The sequence below is a fragment of the Mycobacterium sp. DL592 genome (assembly GCF_011694515.1).
Taxonomy (GTDB): domain Bacteria; phylum Actinomycetota; class Actinomycetes; order Mycobacteriales; family Mycobacteriaceae; genus Mycobacterium.
Map to the genome: position 1 here is coordinate 3773952 of NZ_CP050192.1, position 19866 is coordinate 3793817.

Below are 19866 nucleotides of genomic sequence, written 5' to 3' on the forward strand. Positions count from 1 at the left end.
TGAGCGCTCTCCATCCTAGGTGAAGCGCTGTTGGCCACCCGCCAGCCTTGATCCGGCCCGCCAGGCGAGCCGGATCAAGGCTGCTCAGCTCAGGACAGCCGGATCAGGCCGTAGTCGTAGGCGTGCCGGCGGTAGACGACCGACGGGCGGTCGCTCTCCTTGTCGTGGAACAAGAAGAAGTCGTGGCCCACCAGCTCCATCTCGTAGAGCGCGTCATCGACCGTCATCGGCTTGGCCGGGTGGTCCTTGGTGCGCACGATGCGGCCCGGCTCGTGGTCTTCGACCGCGATGTCCTCGACGGCGGTTGCCGTGTCGGCCTTGGGGGCGAATGCGGTGGCGGCGTCGATGACGGCGGTCGCCTGGTGCAGCGAGACCGGCGTCTTGTCGCCGTAGTGCACCTTGCGCCGGTCTTTGCTGCGGCGCAGCCGGTTCTCGAGCTTGTGCACCGCGGCCTCGAACGCTCCGTAGAAGCTGTCGGCGCAGCCCTCGCCGCGGACGACGGGGCCGCGTCCGCGCGCGGTGATCTCGACGTGCTGACAGTTCTTGCGCTGGCGGCGGTTGCGTTCGTGCTCGAGCTCGACGTCGAAACGGTAGATCGTGCGATCGAACCGCTCGAGGCGAGCGAGCTTGCCCGCGACGTATACGCGGTAGTGGTCGGGGACCTCGACGTTGCGACCCGTCACCTGAACTTCGGCGTTGGGCTGGGCTTCGGAGGTCTCGTCGGCGTCGGTCAACTGTTCTGTGTTCACGGATTGGATTGACATGCTTGACAACTCGTTTCTCTTACGGGTTGCACGCACGCGGCGTGCCGGCCTGTCATCGATAAGTGCGCCGGACAGGAGAGGCACGGATTCTCGCCCGCCGGCGCCAGAGGTCGAAGAACTCACCTCCTACCGTTTGGGCGAAGTGGCGGGCCTGGTACTCGACCGCCCCCGTGATGTGTTCACGGTGTGTTGGCCCCGACGGTAGTCCGTGTTCACACGGTGAGCCACCTTTTCGAGGTACCAGTTTGGGTGTTCTTTGGGCCTTCATAACAAGGACAAACGACATCGAATGCTCAGGCGTGCGCGAGGGTGAGCACAGCCGTCACTTTCGCCCCTGCGGCGTGCAGGGTGTGCACCGATTCCCGGGCGGTCGCGCCGGTGGTGACGATGTCGTCGATCAGCAGCACGGGGCCCTCGACGGGCCGGGTGAGACGCAGCCTGCCGCGCAGGTTGTGCTCGCGCGCGGTGCTCGTCAGGCCGACGGAATCGCGGACCAGGGCCCTGGTGCGAAGGGCGGAGACGACGGCGATGCCGGGGTTGTGTTCGGTGGCGGCCGTGGCGAGGCGGGTGACGGGGTCACCGCCGCGGCGGCGCACGGCCGAGGCCCGGGTGGGGGCCGGGACTACGGTGATCGGGGTGTCGGCGATACCCCACCGGATGAGTTGGTGGATGCCGAGGGCCAGGGCGCGGGACAGCGGTGCGACGAGGTCGCGGCGGCCGTGTTCTTTGAGCGCGACGATGGCCTGACGGCGGGCGCCGGCGTAGGGACCGAGGGCGAAGACGGGCACACCGGGATCGGCGCGGGGGGTGATCACGTGCGGTTCGTCAGCGTGGACGGCCAGCGTCGCGGCGCACGGGTCGCACCACCGCGTCGACGGGGCACCGCAGCCGCCACACTCCAGGGGCAGGACCAGGTCGAGCACCCCTGCAGTGTGGCGCCGGGGTGTGACAGCTCAGAGTCCGGCCGAGCGCCGTTCGACGTCGGCGGCCGCGCCGATCCAGACCGCGTAGGCGGCCGACGTGGCGATCTGGTCGACGACGTCTTCGTTGCCGCCGAGTTCGCGCACCTGGTCGCCGATCGCGTAGCGAATGATGTCCACCGATGTCATCAATGGGCTCATGGTTGCCTCCTCGTAACCCCCGTATGACGCCACGGTAGGCCGAGAAAGTTAGCTCGGCTAGGTGATTCGCTGCGGGGTGCCGTGAGGGTGTGACGAGGGTTACTCTTCGAGCCATGGCCGACGGGCTCAGTTTCATCGACGCAAACGGACTCAGGTTTGCCTACTTCGACGAAGGTTCGGGCCCGCTCGTGCTTCTACTCCACGGGTTCCCTGACACCGCACATACGTGGGACCACCTTCGCTCCCGGCTTGCCGCACAGGGCTATCGCGCCGTCAGCCCGTTCATGCGCGGATATCAGCCGACCGGCATCCCGGATGCGGATCCGGATCAGGAGACCTTGGCGCGCGACGTCCTTGCACTGATACCCGCCCTGGGGGCGCAGGACGCCATCGTCGTCGGCCACGATTGGGGCGCCGCGGCCGCCTACGGTGCCGCAGCGCTCGATCCGCACCGGGTCGCGAAGCTGATCACGATCGCCATTCCGCACCCAGGAGCCCTGAAACCGTCGTTGCGGAAACTTTGGGGCATCCGCCACTTCGCGACATACAAACTCCCGGGAGCCCCGAAACGCTTCGCACGTAACGACTTTGCGGCGCTACCCGCGATCTACCGGCGGTGGTCGCCCACGTGGAGTCCGGCCCCGGACGAGTTCGACGCCGTCCGAGCGTGCTTCTCGAATCCCAGGAGCCTCAATGCCGCGTTCGGCTACTACCGGAAACTCTCGCCCTTCCCGTCCGCATCGCTGAAGTCGCAGATCACGGTGCCGACCGTGGCCTTCGTTGGAAGCGATGACCCCATAGCAGAACCATCGGACTTCCGGGGCGCCGCCCGGATGTTTGACAGCGACTACATCGTCGAGGAATCTCCCGGCGGACATTTCCTGCACCGCGAGCACCCTGATGAGTTCGCGGAGCGCCTCCTGACCCACATCTGATCGACCGCGGCTACCCGAACAGCACGCGAATCGGGTCGCTGCCGTCCCAGTCGACGGCGGCGCTGCGCACGAAGTCGACCATCCACAACGAGGACGCGGTGAGCTCCATCAGCTCGATGATCGTCGCGGTGTTACCCGGCGCCTCGAAGTAGGCGTAGCGCGCCGACTCCGCGTCGCCGCCCGACCACACCACCGGCCAGCCGGCGGCCTGCCCGGCCGCCAGTGCCGCGTCGAAGTCATCCGCCCAATAGGCCAGCTGGTGATAGCCGTCTCCCCCGGCGTCGGTGAACTCCGAGTAGATCGACGGGCCGTCGTCGTCCTGGCGGATCACTTCGATCTGCATGTCGCCGCTGTTGGCGAACCCGATTGTCAGTGTCACCGTGCACGGCTGCCCACGGTAGGTGCCCGACTGGGTGATACCCCGCATCACGAACCACGGGCCCACACCGAGCTGCAGCCAATCGTTCAAGGCAGCATCGAAATCGCGAACGATGTAGCCGATCTGGCGGATCGGTCCGGGCAGCACAGGTCCGGGCACGTTGCTTCTCCTTCTCAGCCGGGCAGCACCGGAATGGCGCCGGCAACCATGAAAGGCCTTACATCCGACCAGGATTGGCCGTTCTCCGCGTTGGTCCCCGAGAGTTGCAACACACCGCGCGCGTCGGCGACATACACCGCCGACGGGTTGGCAGCGACCGCCGTCACCGGCATCGTGACATTGCCTGCGGGCCCGTCGGAGTTCACGCCGTCGAGATTCACATATGACACCGGGTGCGCCGGATCAGTCCTGGTGACCACGATGTCGTCGCCGGTGCGCCACGACAGCGACACCACCGAGGCACCGAGGCCGAACCCGAGCCGGCGCGGATAAGTCAGTGCGAACTCGCCGACCGGGGTCTGCTCCACCCCGGCCAGCACCACCTGGCCGTTGATCACCATCGCCGCACGGGTGCCGTCGCGGGACAGCTGCAACTCGGTGATCGCACCGGGAAACGACGACGCCACCGCGGCGGAATCGACTGGGATACGCGCGGGTTGGCCGGAGGCCTGCTCCTGGATCACCCGCACGACGCTGTTGCCGTCGACCACCACCCAGACCGCGTCGTCCAGCGCCCACGACGGCCGGCTGAGCGAGCGTGAGTCGGTCGCCTGCGCCGCAGCGCCACCGTTGGGGCCGATCCACAGCGACGACGCCATGTCCGGCGCGCCGGGACGCAACACCACCACCGAGGCGATATCGCGGCCGGTGCGCGACAGCGACGCCGCCATCTGGTCACCGATCGACCCGAAGGACCCCGCCACAGGGGCGGCGCGCTGGCCATCCAACGACACCATCGACCCGCCGATCAGCGCGTGCACACCGGCCGACGCGCCGTCGACCGCGCCCGGGTCGGTGGCCGCCACGTCAGTGGTGCTCCAGCCCTGGGCGAAGCGGTCGTCGAGCGCGGCACCGTCGGCGGTGATCACGTACGGGCCCTTGATATCGGAGCGGGCCAGCGTCCAAATGATCTGCGCGGCAAGCAATTGCCTACTGTGCGGGTCGGTGGTGGTGAGGTTCTCCAGTTCGACGCGCGCGCCGCCGTACCCGCGGCCGATTCCGGTCTTGCTACCGTCCGCACGGGTCACCGGACCGATCATCTTCAGCGGCGCACCCATCAGGTTGCGCACCGTCTTGGCCATCTCCGGGCGCGGTCCGCCGATCAGTTTGCTCACCAGCTCGGTGGCCAGCTGATCGGAGTCGGAGACCGCGACATAACGCGGGTCCGGTACCACGGTCTTGCCGGTCGGGTCGACGAAGTACAGCGTGTTGCGTTTGTAGGTGGCCTGGAACTGCTGCCAGTCCAGGAACACTCCGTTGGGCAGCTTGTTGATCCGCCAGCCGTCGGCGGTCTGGATCATCTCGATCGGGCCCGGGTCGGGCAGCTTTCCGTCGGCAGTCTCGAACACCCCGATATCCGACAGCGAACCGAGGATGTCGGCCTTCATCGTCACCGAAACCCTTTCGACGGTGCGGGTTTCGACGAACACGACTTTGTCGATCAGCAGGGCGCTGCCCTGATCGTCCCAGGCACTCGAGGCCGACTCGGTGAGAAACTGACGGGCGGCCAGGTGCCGGTTGGCCGGATCGGCGGTCGCCTTGAGGAACTCCCGCAGCAGCTGATCGGGATCCATCCCCGGGTTGGGTTTGGGCAGATTCTTGGGCTGCGGCCGCTCGACGGTCCCGATCGCTTGCGGCGCCGAGGAATTCGGCACCCCCGCACAACCGCCGATCGACATCGCGACCACACCGACGATCAGCAACGTCAGCAAGCGGCGTGTCACACGCTCTCCTGCGCGGGTTCGCGCTGCCGGGCCTGGCGTTGCTCACCGCGGGCCTCGAGCCGCGGTGTCGCAACGGGTTTCAACGGCAGCGGGCTGGTGGTGACCTTGTGCCCGCGCACCAGCGGAAGGGTCAACCGGAAGCAGGCGCCCTTGCCGGGTTCGCCCCACGCCTCCAGCCGGCCCTGGTGTAGCCGGGCGTCCTCGATGCTGATCGCCAGACCAAGCCCGGTTCCGCCCGACCGTCGCACCCGCGAGGGGTCGGATCGCCAGAACCGGCTGAACACCAGCTTCTCCTCGCCCGGCCGCAGCCCGACGCCGAAGTCGCGGACCGTAACGGCGACGGTGTCCTCGTCGGCGGCCATCCGGATGCGCACCGGTTTACGTTCGGCGTGGTCGATGGCGTTGGCGATCAGGTTGCGCAGAATCCGTTCCACGCGGCGCGGGTCGACCTCGGCGATGACCTCCTGCTCGGGCAGTTCGACCTGCAGCTCGATTCCCGCGTCGTCGGCCAGATGCCCGACATTGCCCAGCGCGCTCTTGACCGTCGAGCGAAGATCCACCGCTTCGACCGACAGTTCGGCCACACCGGCGTCGTGCCGGGAGATTTCGAGCAGATCGTTGAGCAGGGTCTCGAACCGGTCGAGTTCGTTGACCATCAGCTCGGTCGAGCGGCGCAACGACGGGTCGAGTTCCTCGGCGTGGTCGTGGATCAGGTCGGCCGCCATCCGCACCGTCGTCAACGGCGTGCGCAACTCGTGGCTGACGTCGGAGGTGAACCGCCGTTGCAGGTTGCCGAACTCCTCGAGCTGGGTGATCTGGCGTTGCAGACTCTCGGCCATGTCGTTGAACGACACCGCCAGCCGCGCCATATCGTCCTCGCCGCGCACCGGCATCCGCTCGGACAGATGGCCTTCGGCGAATCGTTCGGCGATCCGTGACGCCGAGCGCACCGGCAGCACCACCTGCCGGGAGACCAGCAGCGCGATCCCGGCCAGCAACACCAGCAGCACCAGACCACCGGTGACCATGGTGCCGCGTACCAGGGTGATGGTGCTTTCCTCGCTGTTGAGCGGGAACACCAGATAGAGCTCGAGATTGGGCACCCGGGCCGGCACGGGCGTTCCGATCAGCAGCGCCGGGCCGGAGAACGTTTCGGTGCGCACCGCCGAGTACTGATATGAGACCTGGCCGGCCTTGACGAAGTCGCGCAACGACTTCGGGATCTGCTCGACGGGTCCAGCCGCCGTCGCCGCCCGCGGTCCGTCACCGGGCACCATCAGCACGGCGTCGAAGGTGCCGGCCAGCGCAGCACCGGACGACTGACCGGTCTTGGAAATCAGGGTGTTACGGGCCAGCTGCAGGCTGCTGTCCAGCGAGCGCGCCTCTTCACCACTGACGATTCCGCTGACGGTGTTGCGCGCCCGGTCGATCTCCTCGGTCGCGGCATGCACCTTCACGTCGAGCACCCGGTTGGTGATCTGACTGGTGAGCACGAATCCGAGCACCAGGATCACAGCCAGCGACAGCCCGAGGGTCAACACGACCACCCGCAGCTGCAGCGAGCGACGCCAAATCTGCGCGACTGCCCGACTCAGCGCACTCGTGCCCCGCACCAGGGGGCCGGATCGCCCCCAGGGACCGCGAACACGAGCTCGAATCATCGTCGCGTCACGGCGGTCCGGCCTTGTATCCCACTCCTCGAACGGTGAGCACCACTTGCGGGTTCTCCGGGTCCTTCTCGACCTTGGCACGCAACCGCTGGACGTGCACGTTCACCAAACGGGTGTCGGCGGGATGGCGATAGCCCCACACCTGTTCGAGCAGCACATCACGAGTAAACACCTGCCGCGGTTTGCGCGCCAACGCCACCAGCAGGTCGAACTCCAGCGGCGTCAGCGAAATCTGCTCGCCGTTGCGGGTGACCTTGTGAGCAGGCACGTCGATGTCGATATCGGCGATCGACAGCATTTCGGCCGGCTCGTCCTCGTTACGGCGCAGACGCGCCCGGACCCGTGCGACGAGCTCCTTCGGCTTGAAGGGCTTCATCACGTAGTCGTCCGCGCCCGACTCCAAGCCCAGCACGACGTCAACCGTGTCGGTCTTCGCGGTCAACATCACGATCGGCACCCCGGAGTCTGCCCGCAGCACCCGGCATACGTCGATGCCGTTCATGCCGGGCAGCATGAGATCCAGTAGCACCAGGTCAGGGCGCAATTCACGCACCGCCGTCAGCGCCTGCGAACCGTCGCCGATGACCGCGGTGTCGAAACCCTCACCCCGCAGCACGATGGTGAGCATCTCGGCCAACGACGGATCGTCGTCGACAACCAGAATCCTTTGCCTCATGGAGTCCATGGTGTCACCGAATCGCGACAAACCCCGGCTACCACACGGGCGCGTCACGACATTTACCCTGCGTGCAACGACCGGGCCAGCTCGACGGGGTCGATGTCGGGCTCGATGATCGACCACGGGCCGCCCCAATCGGCGGCGGCAAGTTCGGCGTACACCGTGCCGGTGCGCTGCTGCAGCCCGTCATCTCGCTCGTAGGCGTCGCGGGCCCGCTCCGCCTCCTGCTCGGCGCGCTGCCTGGCCCGCTGGGCAGCCAGCTCCACCGAAGCGTCGAGCAGGATCTGGCGGTCAGGCTTGGGCAGCCCGAACCGGCCGTACTCCAGCTCCCCCACCCACGACACCACCTCACCGGCGCCGCCTTGATAGAGCCGCGCCGCGCTGTAGGCCGCGTTGGAGGCCACATAGCGATCCAGGATGACGACGTCGTAGTCGGTGCACAGCGTGACGATGTGCTCTTTGGCCCCGGCCCGGTCGAGGGCGAACAGGACAGCCATGGCGTAGACGGATTCAGCGAGGTCGCCGTGCCGGTCATGCAGCGCCTCGCTGGCGAGGTCGGCGTGGATGGACTCGCCGTAGCGCGGGAAGGCCAGTGTGGTCACCGACCGGCCGTCAGCTTCGAAGGCCTGCTGCAGGCCGCGGGTCAGCGTGCGCTTGCCCGCTCCGTCGAGACCTTCGATGACGATCAGCACGCAGCGAGCCTAGTGCTCAGAACTGGCCGCAGTTCGGTGTGGTCGCCAGCCCGTTGAATCGGTCGGCGATCCACTGCATCGCGGCCTCCCCGTCGACCAGCATCGGCAGCGCGTGGTTGACCACCGCCTTGTTCAGGAACGGCGGCTCCTCGTTGGTGCGGAACTCGACGTCGGCGCCCTGGGCACACCAGTCGCGACCGAGCTGGTTGGCCCCGGTCCACGGCACCAGCGGGTCGTAACGGTTGCTGTTGATCAGCACCGGCGCGTTGGGCTTGAGCCGGCCGATCCGCTGTTCGTCGAACAGGCTGGAGAACGGCTCGGAGTTCACCAGCTCGGTGATGTCCCGGTTGAAGTAGGGCTGAAGATGGCGAAACATGAACTTGGTCAACGTCTCTGCCACGCACTGGTCGGCAACCTTGTTCAGCATGTCCTCCCCGCGCGGGGTCAGGGTGGCGCGGATCTCGTCGGCGTGCTCGGGGTAGGCGGCGATCACCGAGTTCAGTGCGTAGCCCACCACCCCCACCAGCGCGCTGCCGTCGGCGTAGGGGAACAGTTCCTTCAGGTCTGCCGGCGGGGCCCCGGCATAGGTGCCGACCACATGCTCCTCAGGTGCATACGACGAAGCCAGCTCAGCCGCCGAGGCCGCCGCCCCGCCGCCCTGGGAATAGCCCCAAAAGGCAACCGGCCCATGCGGATTCAGTGAGGTGTCGGGTAGCCGCATCGCGGCGCGGGCCCCGTCGAGCATGGCGTGGCCCTCGGAAAGCCGGTTGACGTAGGTGTGCTGGACGCCGATCGTGCCCAACCCCTCGTAGTCGGTCATGAAGATGGCGAAACCGCGAGCCACCATCGTCGCGACGAACATCTCTTCGTAGTTGAAGGTGAAATCCAGGTACGGCGCCCAATGGAAGCCCTGATTGAACTGGCGCGACGGCGCGCACTGGTCACCCTGGCCCTGAGTGCCCGGCCCGTAGACGATCAGCGGTCGCGGCCCGGCCCCCGGCCAGTCGTTGTACGGCTCGAAGTAGGTGCCGGTGACCACGTCGGGCTTCCCGCGGCCGTCGGTGCTGCGATACATGACCCGCGTTCCGGTGGCCATGATCGCACCGAGTTGACCGGACGGCTCGAGCACCAGCCGCGACGGTTCACTGCGGACGACATCGCCAGGTTGCAGCTGCGGCGGCAACGGATTCGGCGGCGTGTAGAACTCGGTGTAATCGTCTTCGTTGTACTTCGGGTCCCAGGCACGGTCAGCGTGTGCCAGCGGCGGGAATACCGTTGCGAGAGCCAGACTTACGACAGCTACCCACCGCGTCCACCGCATCTGCGGAGGTTACATCGAGTCTGCGCACAGATCGCCGATTTAGTCCCACCCGGCGATCTGTACGCAGACTCAAGCAGCTCAGTAGCGGTAATGCTCCGGCTTGTACGGGCCTTCGACGTCGACGCCGATGTACTCGGCCTGCTCCTTGGTCAGCCTGGTCAGCGAACCACCGAGGGCTTCGACGTGGATCTTGGCGACCTTCTCGTCGAGGTGCTTGGGCAGCCGGTATACCTCGTTGTCGTACTCGTCGTTCTTGGTCCACAGCTCGATCTGGGCGATGACCTGATTCGAGAAGCTGTTGCTCATCACGAACGACGGGTGGCCGGTAGCGTTGCCGAGGTTGAGCAGCCGGCCCTCGGACAACACGATGATGGAATGGCCGTCGGGGAAGACGAACTCGTCGACCTGCGGCTTGATGTTGATCCGGCGGATGTCGGGATCCCGCTCGAGCCGGGCCATCTCGATCTCGTCGTCGAAGTGCCCGATGTTGCCCAGGATCGCCTGGTGCTTCATCGAGCGCATGTGCTCGAGCGTGATGATGCCCTGGTTGCCGGTCGCGGTGATGACGATGTCGGCCCAGCCGATGGCCTCTTCGACCGTCTTGACCTCAAAGCCGTCCATCAGCGCCTGCAGCGCGTTGATCGGGTCGATCTCGGTGACCGCGACGCGGGCACCCTGGGCCTTGAGCGCCTCGGCGCAGCCCTTGCCGACGTCGCCGTAGCCGCACACCAGCGCGGCCTTGCCACCGATCAGCACGTCGGTGCCCCGGTTGATGCCGTCGATGAGCGAATGCCGGGTGCCGTACTTGTTGTCGAACTTGCTCTTGGTCACCGAGTCGTTGACGTTGATCGCGGGGAACACCAGCTCACCGGCGGCGGCGAACTGGTAGAGCCGCAGCACACCGGTGGTGGTCTCCTCGGTGACACCCTGGACCGACTCGGCGATGGTGGTCCACTTGGTCTTGTCGGTCTCGAAGCGCTCACGCAGCAGGTTGAGGAAGACCTTGTACTCGGCGGAGGCGTCCTCTTCGGCGGGCGGCACCACGCCGGCCTTCTCGAACTGGGCGCCACGCAGCACCAGCATGGTGGCGTCGCCGCCGTCGTCGAGGATCATGTTGGCCGGCTCGCCTGGCCAGGTGAGCATCTGCTCGGCGGCCCACCAGTACTCCTCGAGCGTCTCGCCCTTCCAGGCGAAGATCGGCACACCCTTGGGCTCCTCCGGGGTGCCGTGCGGGCCGACGACGGTCGCGGCGGCGGCATGGTCCTGGGTGGAGAAGATGTTGCACGACGCCCAGCGGACCTCGGCGCCGAGCGCGACCAGGGTCTCGATGAGCACGGCGGTCTGCACGGTCATGTGCAGCGAGCCGGAGATCCGAGCGCCCTTCAGCGGCAACACGTCGGCGTATTCGCGACGCAGCGACATCAGGCCGGGCATCTCGTGCTCGGCGAGGCGGATCTCCTTGCGGCCGAACTCGGCCAGGGACAGGTCGGCGACCTTGAAGTCGATGCCGTTGCGGGTATCGGCGGTCAGTTCAGACATGAAATAGAGCCCTCTTCGTTCGTTCATTGCCGGTGTACGCGCAGATGCGCGGTGGCGACACCCCCAGCCTGCGGGCTCGCGGGACAGGCGCGTGGGCGCTCTGACAGCTAGGGAATATCGATAACACCGTAGCGTTCGGCGAACGGCGTCATCAAACGGGCTAGGTCTGCGGCGACGTCATGGTTGGCTTCCGGCGGCATCGAGATGTAACTCATGGCCAGCCGCACGATCGCCCGGGCCAGCACGCCGGCGTCCTCGTCGCTGGCGCCGACCCAGCTGTCGACGAACGCCTCGGTCAGCCGCTCGGAGGCTCTGGTGATGATCGGCGCGCTGTCGGTGGTGATCATCTGCAGCAGGTCGGGCTTGGCGACACCGGTGAGCAGGGAGATGACCAGCGGATCGGCGGCCGACTCGGTGAAGAACACCCGGAACCCCTCGGAGAACGCCGCGAAGACGCTGCCGACGTTGGAGGTGATCGCGTCGTTGATGGCGTCGACGAGACGGTCGGCCAGCCGCAGGGCGTATCCCTGGGCCAGGCCCTGCCGGGAGCCGAACTCGTTGTAGATGGTCTGTCTGCTGATACCGGCGGTGCGGGCCACGTCAGACAGGGTGATCGCCGACCAGTCCTTGGTGAGCAGTTCCTCACGCATGGCGTCGAGCACCGAATCCCGCAGCAACGCACGCGAGGCCTCGGGATAGGGAACCCGAGGCCTCGTCACACGCGCGAGCGTAACTGACATCGCAGCCGTCACCCGCGGGCGACTTCTACCATCTCGAAGTCCGATTTGGCCGCGCCGCAGTCGGGACAGCTCCAGTCCTCGGGGATGTCGTCCCACCGGGTGCCCGGCGCGATGCCGTCTTCCGGCCAGCCCTTGGCCTCGTCGTACTCGAATCCGCACTGCACGCAGATGAACAGTTTGAAGTCCTCATCGCTCATTGCGTCACCTCCATCGCCTCGAAGTCGATCTTCTCTCGTACACCGCAGTCCGGGCAGCACCAGTCGTCGGGGACGTCGGCCCAGGCGGTGCCGGCCGGGAAGCCTTCCCGGGCGGCACCTTTCGCCTCGTCGTAGACGTAGTCACACACCGGGCACTTGTAGGCGCTCATGCGGTGGCTCCACCGAATTGCTCTTCGCGCAAGCGCTCATCGCCGTAGCGGGCGAGGATCTTCGCCCGGCGACGCGGGTCGATGTTCACCTTGGTGATGTCACCGTTGTAGTGCTCGAGCACCCGGTGGTCCATCATCCGGCGCCACACCCAGGGCAGGTAGGTGACGCCGATCAGGGTGGCGTAGCCGGTCGGCAGTTCAGGTGCCTCGTCCATGCTGCGCAGCGTCTGGTAGCGACGGGTCGGGTTGGCGTGGTGATCGCTGTGCCGCTGCAGATGGTAGAGGAACAGGTTGGTCACCAGGTGATCGGAGTTCCAGCTGTGCTGCGGGGTGCAGCGCTCGTAGCGGCCGTTCTCGTTCTTCTGCCGCAGCAGTCCGTAGTGCTCGAGGTAGTTGACCGACTCGAGCATCGAGAAGCCGAACACCGCCTGGATGATCAGGAAGGGGATCAGAGCGGGACCGAACACCGCGATCAGCGCACCGAAGAGCACCGCCGACATCAGCCACGCGTTGAGCACGTCGTTGCCCAGCCAAGTCCGGGGATCCCAGGGGCTCTTGCCGAGCCGGCGGATACGGGCCGCCTCGAGCTTGACCGCCGAGCGTGCGCTGCCCCAGACGCTGCGAGGCAGGAACTCCCAGAACGTTTCACCGAACCGCGACGACGCGGGGTCTTCCGGGGTGGCGACGCGGACGTGGTGGCCGCGGTTGTGCTCGATGTAGAAGTGGCCGTAGCAGGTCTGCGCCAACGTCACCTTCGACAGCCAGCGTTCCAGCGACTCCTTCTTGTGCCCCAGTTCGTGGGCGGTGTTGATGCCGGTGCCGCCGAGCACGCCGACCGAGAGCGCCAGGCCGATCTTGGCGAACCAGCTCAGGCCGCCTTCGTAGCCCAGCCAGCTCAGGTTCGACGCGGTGAACATGTAGGCGCCGAAGATCAGGCTGACGAACTGGAACGGAATGAAGATGTAGGTGCAATACCGGTAGTACTTGTCGTTCTCCAGGTACTCCATCACCTCGTCGGGCGGGTTCTGGCCGTCACGGCCGAACTTGAGGTCCAGCGCCGGCAGCAGCATGTAGATCAGGAACGGCCCGACCCAGAAGAACACCTGTGACGCGGTGGTCCAGCCGAGCTGGTTCATCCCCCAGACCACCGGCAGCACCACGAGCAACGCCGTGGGTGCGATCAGGCCCATCAGCCACAGATAGCGCTTCTTGTCCCGCCACTGCGTGGGTTCGACCCGGGCAGTGCCGGCATCCAACTGAGACGTCACGACAAATACCTCCATGTGAGTGCCATCACCATTGATGAGTTGACTATAGAGCTCAATTTGTCGGTTGTCTATACAAACAACCATGTTTTGTAAACACGCTGGTCCGGATCGGCTGGTGCAGCGGGAGGGTACGGGCGGTCTGGGCACCCGGCGACGCGATCCTCGGCGCCTAGCAGATGCAGATATGACAAACCGCGGCGCTTTTTGCGGCGGGTTCATCCCGCAGACAGGCGCCGTGGTGGTACCGAGGCGGCGCTAGCGGGTCAGCGCGCGATCGAGATCGGGTTCCAGATAGATGACGGCCGCCGCAGGCACCTTGGCCCGCACCGCGGCCTCGGCGTTGTCGATGGTGGCGGCCACGGTCGCCAGGTCGATGTTCGGCGCCAGAGCGATCTTGGCCCCGACGAGCATCTCCTCCGGGCCGAGGTACTGGGTGCGCAGATGGATCACCCGGTCCACGTGCGGGGTCTGCTCGAGGGCGGACTGAATCGCGCTGCACTCCTCGGCGGTGGCGCCCTCACCGATGAGCAGGCTGTGCATCTCGACCATGAGCACGATCGCGATCACGCCCAGCAGCGCGCCGATGAGCATGGTGCCCACACCGTCCCAGATCGGGTCGCCGGTCAGCATCGTCAAACCCACACCCGCCATGGCGAAGATCAGGCCGATCAGCGCACCGGTGTCCTCCAACAGCACCACCGGCAACTCGGGGTTACGCGAGCGGCGGATGAACTGCCACCAACTGCCCGCCCCTTTGAGCGGACGGGATTCCACGATCGCGGTGCGAAAACTGTAGGTCTCCAGGGCGATCGCCACACCCAGGATCGCCACCGCCACCAGTGGTGAAGTCAACGGCTGGGGGTGCGAGATCTTGTGGTAGCCCTCGTAGAGCGCGAAGATCGCGCCGAGTGAGAACAGCACGAGAGCTACAACGAACGAATAGAAGTACCGGCTCCGGCCATAGCCGAACTGGTGCAGACTGTCCGCCTCTTTGCGGGCCTGGCGCTGACCGAACAGCAGCAGACCCTGATTTGAGGTGTCGGCCACCGAGTGGACGGCCTCGGCGAGCATCGACGAACTGCCGGTGATGAAGAATCCGAAGAACTTCGCCGCCGCGATACCCGCGTTGGCGGTCAAGGCCGCCAGGATCGCCTTGGTGCTGCCCTCGGTCGACATGCGGTCCTCCTTCGTCAGAGGCCCACGGTAGCCCGGAAGAGCTTCGAGGGCTCACCTGCCTCCAGACGGATCGGGCCGTCATCGGCGGCCACCCAGGCCGAGGATCCACGATGCAGAGTGACCACGTCGGACTTGGCCCGCACGACCACCGAGCCCTCGGTGCACACCAGGATCTGCGGGCCGTCGTGGCGGGACGGCGCGTCGATCTCGTGGCCCACGGTCGGCTCGTCGAGCACCAGCACCGACGTGGCGAACTCCGGCGCCGGGGTCTGGTAGACCAGCTCGATACCGTCACGATGGGTGGGCGGGTGCAGCGTCGCGTCGTCGGCCGGGGTGAAGTCGAGAACCCGCAACAACTCCGGAACATCGACGTGCTTGGGCGTCAATCCGCCGCGAAGCACGTTGTCGGAGTTAGCCATCACTTCCACGCCGACGCCCTGCAGGTAGCTGTGCAGATTGCCCGCCGCAAGGAAGATCGCCTCGCCGGGAGCCAGACTGATGCGGTTGAGCAGCAACGCGGCCAGCACCCCCGCGTCACCCGGGTAGCGCTCCCCCAGCTCGAGGACCGTCTTGGCCTCTGCCTCGAATTCGGTTGCCCCCGAGCGCATATAATTCACGGCGCCTTCGAGGACGGCCGGGATCAGGACGTCGAGATCCGGCTGCGGCGCGGTGATCCAGGTGGTGAACAGGGCACGCAGCCCGTCAGCGTCGGACTGTCCACTGAGCAGGGCGATGTAGGGGTCCAGGGTGGCCACCCCCAGGGCGGTCAGCAGCTCCACCGTGCGGGCCGCTGGCCGGAATCCGGCAAGCGCCTCGAATTGCCCTAGGGCAACCAGTAATTCGGGCTTGTGGCTGCGGTCGCGGTAGTTGCGGATCGGCGAATTGAGCGGCACGCCCAACCGGTCTTCACGCAGGTAACCCTCGACCGCCTGGTCCGCGCTCGGGTGAGCCTGTAACGACAGGGGCTCGTCGGCGGCGAGCACCTTGACCAAGAACGGCAGCACGTCGCCGAAACGCGCCCGCACCGCAGGTCCGAGCTGCCCTTCCGGATCGGAGCGCACGGCGTCGAGCAATGACGTCTCCGCACCGGGGGTCTCCAGGCAGGCCGGGTCGCCCGGATGGGCGCCGAGCCACAGCTCGGCCTCGGGATGCACTGTGGGAGAGGGCCTCCCGGTGAAATCGGCGATGGCTGTGCGTGATCCCCACGCGTAGGTGCGTATCGCTCCTCGTAGGAGTTCCACTGACCCGCTATCCCCCTGCCAGTCTCAGGTATACCGCTGCCATTTCGAACCGGACAGCCAGTGTTGCCAGCTGTTGTTCGGCCCGCCCCGCCGGCACCTGAACTGATCCAGCTTCCCCGATGTCTTCGGCGCCCACAACTTGGATATCGTCCACGCCGGCCACCCGGGCGGTCACCACCGCCCGCTCGGCCGCCAGCGTCAGAGCAAAGACCCGGGTCCGGGTCGGCAACGGCCCGTCCAGCTCGTCGTCGTGGAACAGTGCGTCGACCGGGTCGGCGAAACCTCTTGCCGCACCGGCCCGAAGCGCCACCAGTGCGTCGGCGAGACCGGCCGCCGCCACCGGCTGGTGGCCGACCCGCAACAGCACCGCGGCAGCATGCCGGGCCAGCGCAAGCGTCGCCGCGCCGTCGCCGGCCAGCACCGGCTGGCGGCCGGTCATCCGTTCGGCCAGCGACTTGGCCGGGTTGGTGAACACTTCTCGGCCCGCGCTGTTCCGCAACGCCTCGGCGTCGAGTTCGTCGGCCAGGGTGGTCAGATCGGCGCCCAGGGCCGGGTCGACCGCCTCGAGCGTTGCCAGCCCCGCCGCCAGATATCGGCACAGGCCGAACTCGTCGGGAACCCACAGCCGCGGGGCCAGCACCGCCGTGCGCCCGGCGGTGGCGTCGCGCAGCGGACCCTCGTAGGGCGCGGCCACGACCACCCGCGCGCCACGGCGAACCGCGGTCGCCGCGGCGCTCACCAACGCCGGATCGCCGGGGTCGTCGCCTGCCACCACCAGAACGTCCAGTGGGCCGATCCAGGGTGGGGATTCGGCGGCCACCACGATCGGCTCGCCGGCCTGACCACCAAGGCAGGCGGCCAGCATCGCGCCGGCAGCCTCGGCCGCCCCTCGGCCGGCCACCCAGACCACCGTTCGCGGCCGATCGGCTCGCACCGACTCCAGCGCGCCCTCTTCGACGGCGGCCGCGGTGGCGCGCACCTGAGCCCCGGCCATCGCCGCCGCCCGCAGTAGGCCGTCGCGGTCGGCTTCCAGGAGCCCGTCGGTGTCGTCGAAGTCCACCGTGGCGTGCGGCGAACTCATGGAACGGCCTCACTGTTGGCCGATATCTGCTCACCCACCCGGGTGACGATGGCGTCGACTTCCTGCGCGGTGGGTGCCTCGACGTTGAGCCGCAACAGCGGTTCGGTGTTGGAGGTGCGCAGGTTGAACCACACCCCATCACCGAGGTCGACGGTCACACCGTCGAGGTGGTCGAGCGAAACAACTTGCTCGCCAAAGTCTTTCAGCACGGCCTCCACGCATGCGGGGGCATCGGCAACCCGGAAGTTGATCTCGCCGGAGGCTTGGTAGCGCTGGTAGTCGGCCATCAGCTCCGACAGCGGGCGGTCCTCCTCGCCCAGGGCGGCCAGCACATGCAGCGCGGCCAGCATCCCCGAGTCGGCTCCCCAGAAATCACGGAAGTAGTAGTGCGCGGAATGCTCACCGCCGAAGATGGCGCCGGTGTCGGCCATCAGGGCCTTGATGTAGGAGTGTCCGACACGCGAGCGCACCGGCGTGCCGCCGCGCTCGACGACCAGCTCGGGCACCGCACGTGACGTGATCAGGTTGTGGATCACCGTGGCACCGATCTCCCGCGCCAGCTCTCGGCCGGCGACGAGCGCGGTCACCGCCGACGGCGAAACCGGGTTTCCCCGTTCGTCGACGACGAAACAACGGTCGGCATCTCCGTCGAAGGCCAGGCCGATGTCAGCCTTGGTTTCCAGCACGAATTTCTGCAGATCCACCAGGTTGGCCGGCTCGAGCGGGTTGGCCTCGTGGTTGGGAAACGAGCCGTCGAGTTCGAAGTACAGCGGCAGCAGCGTCAGCGCCGTCAGCGGTCCGAGCACCGCGGGCGTGGTGTGCCCCGCCATACCGTTGCCGGCATCGACGGCGACCCGCAGCGGCCGCAGCTCGCTGAGGTTCACCAGCGACCGCAGGAACTGCCCGTAGTCGTCCAGGACATCCTGATCGTGCACCTCACCACGGGGGCCGTCGTAAGCAGGCACGCCGTTGATCAGATCGTCGCGGATGATCCCCAGCCCGGTGTCGTCCCCGACTGGTTTTGCACCGGCCCGGCACAGCTTGATGCCGTTGTAGGCGGCCGGGTTGTGGCTGGCGGTGAACATCGCGCCGGGGCAATTCAGATATCCGGATGCGAAATACAGCTGATCGGTGGATGCCAGTCCGATGCGCACCACGTCGAGGCCCTGGCCGGTGACACCGTCGGCGAAGGCCGCGGCCAGCGTCGGCGAGCTCTCCCGCATGTCGTAGCCGACGGCGACCCGGCTGACTTGGCTGCCCTCGTCGCGCAACAGCCGGGCGAACGCCGCCCCGACGTCGGCGACAAAGGCCTCGTCGATCTCCTCACCGACCAGACCACGCACGTCGTAGGCCTTGATGACACGGCGTACCGCGGCGGCGGCCCTGGACATGTGGTCTCCTGACTGAGGCAACTGTTGGCCGCCAGCCTAGCTGTTCAGGGGCCGCGTTAGCGGCGTCCTTCTCGCCTCAGTCGGCTGGATCGGGCAGTACCCGCAGGTGTCCGCGGCGCCGACCCGAGGTCGTCGGGTGCTGCATCGCCGACGGCATCATCCCCGGACCGGGTGCGGTCGCATGCGCGGCTCCGCTCGGGTCGGAGAACCCGGCGATCGGCGGCCCGGACGGCAGTTCACGGCCCTCCCGCACAGCGTCGGCCAGAGCGACAAGGTCGTCGTCCTCCAGATACTCCGGCAGCGGGGCGGCATGGCGCACCAGTTCCCATCCGATCGGGGCGGTGATGCGGTTGGCGTGGCCGATGCACAGATCCCACGAGTGCGGCTCGCGATTGACCGCCAGCGGTCCGACGACGGCCGTGGAATCGGAGTAGACGAACGTCAATGTCGCCACCGCGTAATGGGGGCACGCGGGCCTGCAGCAGCGACGGGCAACATTCACGCCGTGAGGCTATCGCGCGGCAATTGCAGGTGACGGGCGGACACGCGCAGCGGCGGAGGCGTCGATTCCCAACCGTTACGATCGCTCGGTGGCCGATTCCCGCAGTTCCCGGCGCGGTGGTCGATCCGGCGGTGGCGCCGGGTCCCGCCGCGGGCGCGAGATGCGCGGCCCGTTGTTGCCCCCGACGGTACCGGGCTGGCGCAGCCGTGCCGAGCGGTTCGACATGGCGGTGCTCGAGGCCTACGAGCCCATCGAGCGGCAGTGGCAACAACGGCTCACCGCGTTGGACGTCGCGGTCGACGAAATCCCCCGCATCGCACCCAAAGATCCCGACAGCGTGCAGTGGCCGCCGGAAGTTGTGGCGGACGGACCGATCGCGTTGGCGCGGTTGATCCCGGCCGGGGTCGATGTTCGCGGTAACTCCACGCGAGCCCGAATCGTGCTGTTTCGCAAGCCGATCGAACGCCGAGCCAAAGACTCGATCGATCTGACGGACTTACTGCATGACATTCTGGTGGCTCAGGTGGCCACCTATCTCGGGGTCGAGCCGTCGGTCATCGACCCGAGTCTTGACGACGACTAGATGATGCCGCGCTTGAGGCGACGGCGCTCCCGCTCGGAGAGCCCGCCCCAGATGCCGAAGCGTTCGTCGTGCGACAGGGCATAGTCAAGGCACGCGTCCTTGACCTCGCAGCCCAGGCAGATTCGCTTGGCCTCTCGGGTGGAGCCACCCTTCTCGGGGAAGAACGCCTCAGGGTCGGTTTGGGCGCAGAGCGCCTTCTCCTGCCACTGCTCGTCTCCCGGTTCCATCGGGATCACGTCGATGGGATCGGGCACCAAACTCAAGTGAGCGCGCGCCGTTACCCCCGTGTTCTCCGAGCCGGTAATGGTGTGCGGGGCCCCGAGCGCTCCAATGAAGTGCTGATAGGACATTTCCGCCTCCTCACCTGGTTTCGTAGATTCCTGCATGTCGCCCACTATTCGAGTGTGGCCATCCCAATTCGAACATCTGGTCGAATCTCGGTCTGCGACACCGAAAACGGCAGGTGGACCGCGA

At 67.0% G+C, this 19866-nt stretch carries 22 protein-coding genes; 2 read left to right on the forward strand and 20 right to left on the reverse strand.

All coding sequences use genetic code 11. From position 1 onward, the window contains the following. Positions 1-89: 89 nt before the first annotated feature. The 3 genes from hpf to HBE64_RS18150 form a co-directional block, all read right to left on the reverse strand. Positions 90-764 carry a ribosome hibernation-promoting factor, HPF/YfiA family gene (gene hpf / locus HBE64_RS18140; RefSeq protein WP_167105171.1) on the reverse strand — a complete coding sequence of 225 codons (675 nt, stop codon included), beginning with the start codon at positions 762-764 and terminating at the stop codon, positions 90-92. A gap of 293 nt (positions 765-1057) precedes the next feature. Then, positions 1058-1687: a ComF family protein gene (locus HBE64_RS18145; protein WP_167105174.1), complete on the reverse strand. Its 630-nt coding sequence runs from the start codon at positions 1685-1687 to the stop codon at positions 1058-1060. A gap of 30 nt (positions 1688-1717) precedes the next feature. Then, the gene (locus HBE64_RS18150) at positions 1718-1885 is read right to left on the reverse strand and encodes a hypothetical protein (RefSeq protein ID WP_167105177.1); all 168 of its coding nucleotides are present in this window, start codon (positions 1883-1885) and stop codon (positions 1718-1720) included. Between the two features lie 113 nt (positions 1886-1998). On the opposite strand from HBE64_RS18150, the gene HBE64_RS18155 reads away from it, so the two are divergent. Beyond that, positions 1999-2820, forward strand: coding sequence for an alpha/beta fold hydrolase (locus HBE64_RS18155; RefSeq protein ID WP_167105180.1), 822 nt, complete (start codon positions 1999-2001; stop codon positions 2818-2820). 10 nt (positions 2821-2830) lie between these two features. On the opposite strand, the gene HBE64_RS18160 is transcribed toward HBE64_RS18155, so the two are convergent. The 16 genes from HBE64_RS18160 to HBE64_RS18235 all read right to left on the reverse strand — a co-directional run bounded on the left by HBE64_RS18160 (position 2831) and on the right by HBE64_RS18235 (position 18809). Continuing rightward, on the reverse strand, positions 2831-3358 hold the full coding sequence (locus HBE64_RS18160) for a VOC family protein (RefSeq protein ID WP_167105182.1): 528 nt from the start codon (positions 3356-3358) through the stop codon (positions 2831-2833). Positions 3359-3372: 14 nt separating this feature from the next. Next, on the reverse strand, positions 3373-5097 hold the full coding sequence (gene lpqB, locus HBE64_RS18165; RefSeq protein WP_243841681.1) for an MtrAB system accessory lipoprotein LpqB: 1725 nt from the start codon (positions 5095-5097) through the stop codon (positions 3373-3375). 41 nt (positions 5098-5138) lie between these two features. Continuing rightward, the gene (mtrB, locus tag HBE64_RS18170; RefSeq protein WP_167105189.1) at positions 5139-6803 is read right to left on the reverse strand and encodes an MtrAB system histidine kinase MtrB; all 1665 of its coding nucleotides are present in this window, start codon (positions 6801-6803) and stop codon (positions 5139-5141) included. A 7-nt stretch (positions 6804-6810) separates the two neighbouring features. Next, the gene (mtrA, locus tag HBE64_RS18175; protein WP_059016521.1) at positions 6811-7497 is read right to left on the reverse strand and encodes a two-component system response regulator MtrA; all 687 of its coding nucleotides are present in this window, start codon (positions 7495-7497) and stop codon (positions 6811-6813) included. Between the two features lie 53 nt (positions 7498-7550). After that, positions 7551-8183 carry a dTMP kinase gene (locus HBE64_RS18180; protein WP_167105192.1) on the reverse strand — a complete coding sequence of 211 codons (633 nt, stop codon included), beginning with the start codon at positions 8181-8183 and terminating at the stop codon, positions 7551-7553. Between the two features lie 16 nt (positions 8184-8199). Continuing rightward, positions 8200-9504 (reverse strand): lipase family protein, encoded by a 1305-nt coding sequence (locus HBE64_RS18185; protein ID WP_167105195.1) that lies wholly within the window; start codon positions 9502-9504, stop codon positions 8200-8202. Between the two features lie 78 nt (positions 9505-9582). Beyond that, the gene (gene ahcY / locus HBE64_RS18190) at positions 9583-11043 is read right to left on the reverse strand and encodes an adenosylhomocysteinase (RefSeq protein ID WP_167105198.1); all 1461 of its coding nucleotides are present in this window, start codon (positions 11041-11043) and stop codon (positions 9583-9585) included. A 107-nt stretch (positions 11044-11150) separates the two neighbouring features. After that, positions 11151-11783 (reverse strand): TetR/AcrR family transcriptional regulator, encoded by a 633-nt coding sequence (locus HBE64_RS18195; RefSeq protein WP_167105200.1) that lies wholly within the window; start codon positions 11781-11783, stop codon positions 11151-11153. An 8-nt stretch (positions 11784-11791) separates the two neighbouring features. Next, positions 11792-11980 (reverse strand): rubredoxin, encoded by a 189-nt coding sequence (locus HBE64_RS18200; RefSeq protein WP_167105203.1) that lies wholly within the window; start codon positions 11978-11980, stop codon positions 11792-11794. Next, complete coding sequence (locus HBE64_RS18205; protein WP_167105206.1) at positions 11977-12150, reverse strand: rubredoxin; 174 nt, start codon at positions 12148-12150, stop codon at positions 11977-11979. Before HBE64_RS18205 ends, HBE64_RS18200 begins: the two co-directional genes overlap by 4 nt. Next, positions 12147-13340 (reverse strand): alkane 1-monooxygenase, encoded by a 1194-nt coding sequence (locus HBE64_RS18210; RefSeq protein ID WP_243841682.1) that lies wholly within the window; start codon positions 13338-13340, stop codon positions 12147-12149. Before HBE64_RS18210 ends, HBE64_RS18205 begins: the two co-directional genes overlap by 4 nt. Positions 13341-13673: 333 nt before the next feature. Beyond that, entirely contained in the window at positions 13674-14594 is a 921-nt protein-coding gene (locus HBE64_RS18215) for a cation diffusion facilitator family transporter (protein ID WP_167105212.1), read from the reverse strand. 14 nt (positions 14595-14608) lie between these two features. Then, a complete protein-coding gene (manA, locus tag HBE64_RS18220) occupies positions 14609-15835 on the reverse strand; it encodes a mannose-6-phosphate isomerase, class I (protein ID WP_167105215.1) in 1227 nt (408 codons plus the stop codon). 7 nt (positions 15836-15842) lie between these two features. Further along, complete coding sequence (locus tag HBE64_RS18225) at positions 15843-16916, reverse strand: TobH protein (protein ID WP_167105218.1); 1074 nt, start codon at positions 16914-16916, stop codon at positions 15843-15845. Next, a complete protein-coding gene (locus tag HBE64_RS18230; protein WP_167105221.1) occupies positions 16913-18307 on the reverse strand; it encodes a phosphomannomutase/phosphoglucomutase in 1395 nt (464 codons plus the stop codon). Before HBE64_RS18230 ends, HBE64_RS18225 begins: the two co-directional genes overlap by 4 nt. Positions 18308-18383: 76 nt before the next feature. Next, a complete protein-coding gene (locus tag HBE64_RS18235) occupies positions 18384-18809 on the reverse strand; it encodes a DUF3499 domain-containing protein (protein WP_167105224.1) in 426 nt (141 codons plus the stop codon). A gap of 160 nt (positions 18810-18969) precedes the next feature. On the opposite strand from HBE64_RS18235, the gene HBE64_RS18240 reads away from it, so the two are divergent. Beyond that, the gene (locus tag HBE64_RS18240; protein ID WP_167109390.1) at positions 18970-19392 is read left to right on the forward strand and encodes a metallopeptidase family protein; all 423 of its coding nucleotides are present in this window, start codon (positions 18970-18972) and stop codon (positions 19390-19392) included. On the opposite strand, the gene HBE64_RS18245 is transcribed toward HBE64_RS18240, so the two are convergent. Then, the gene (locus tag HBE64_RS18245) at positions 19389-19742 is read right to left on the reverse strand and encodes a WhiB family transcriptional regulator (RefSeq protein WP_167109392.1); all 354 of its coding nucleotides are present in this window, start codon (positions 19740-19742) and stop codon (positions 19389-19391) included. The genes HBE64_RS18240 and HBE64_RS18245 overlap by 4 nt on opposite strands. Positions 19743-19866 lie beyond the last annotated feature (124 nt).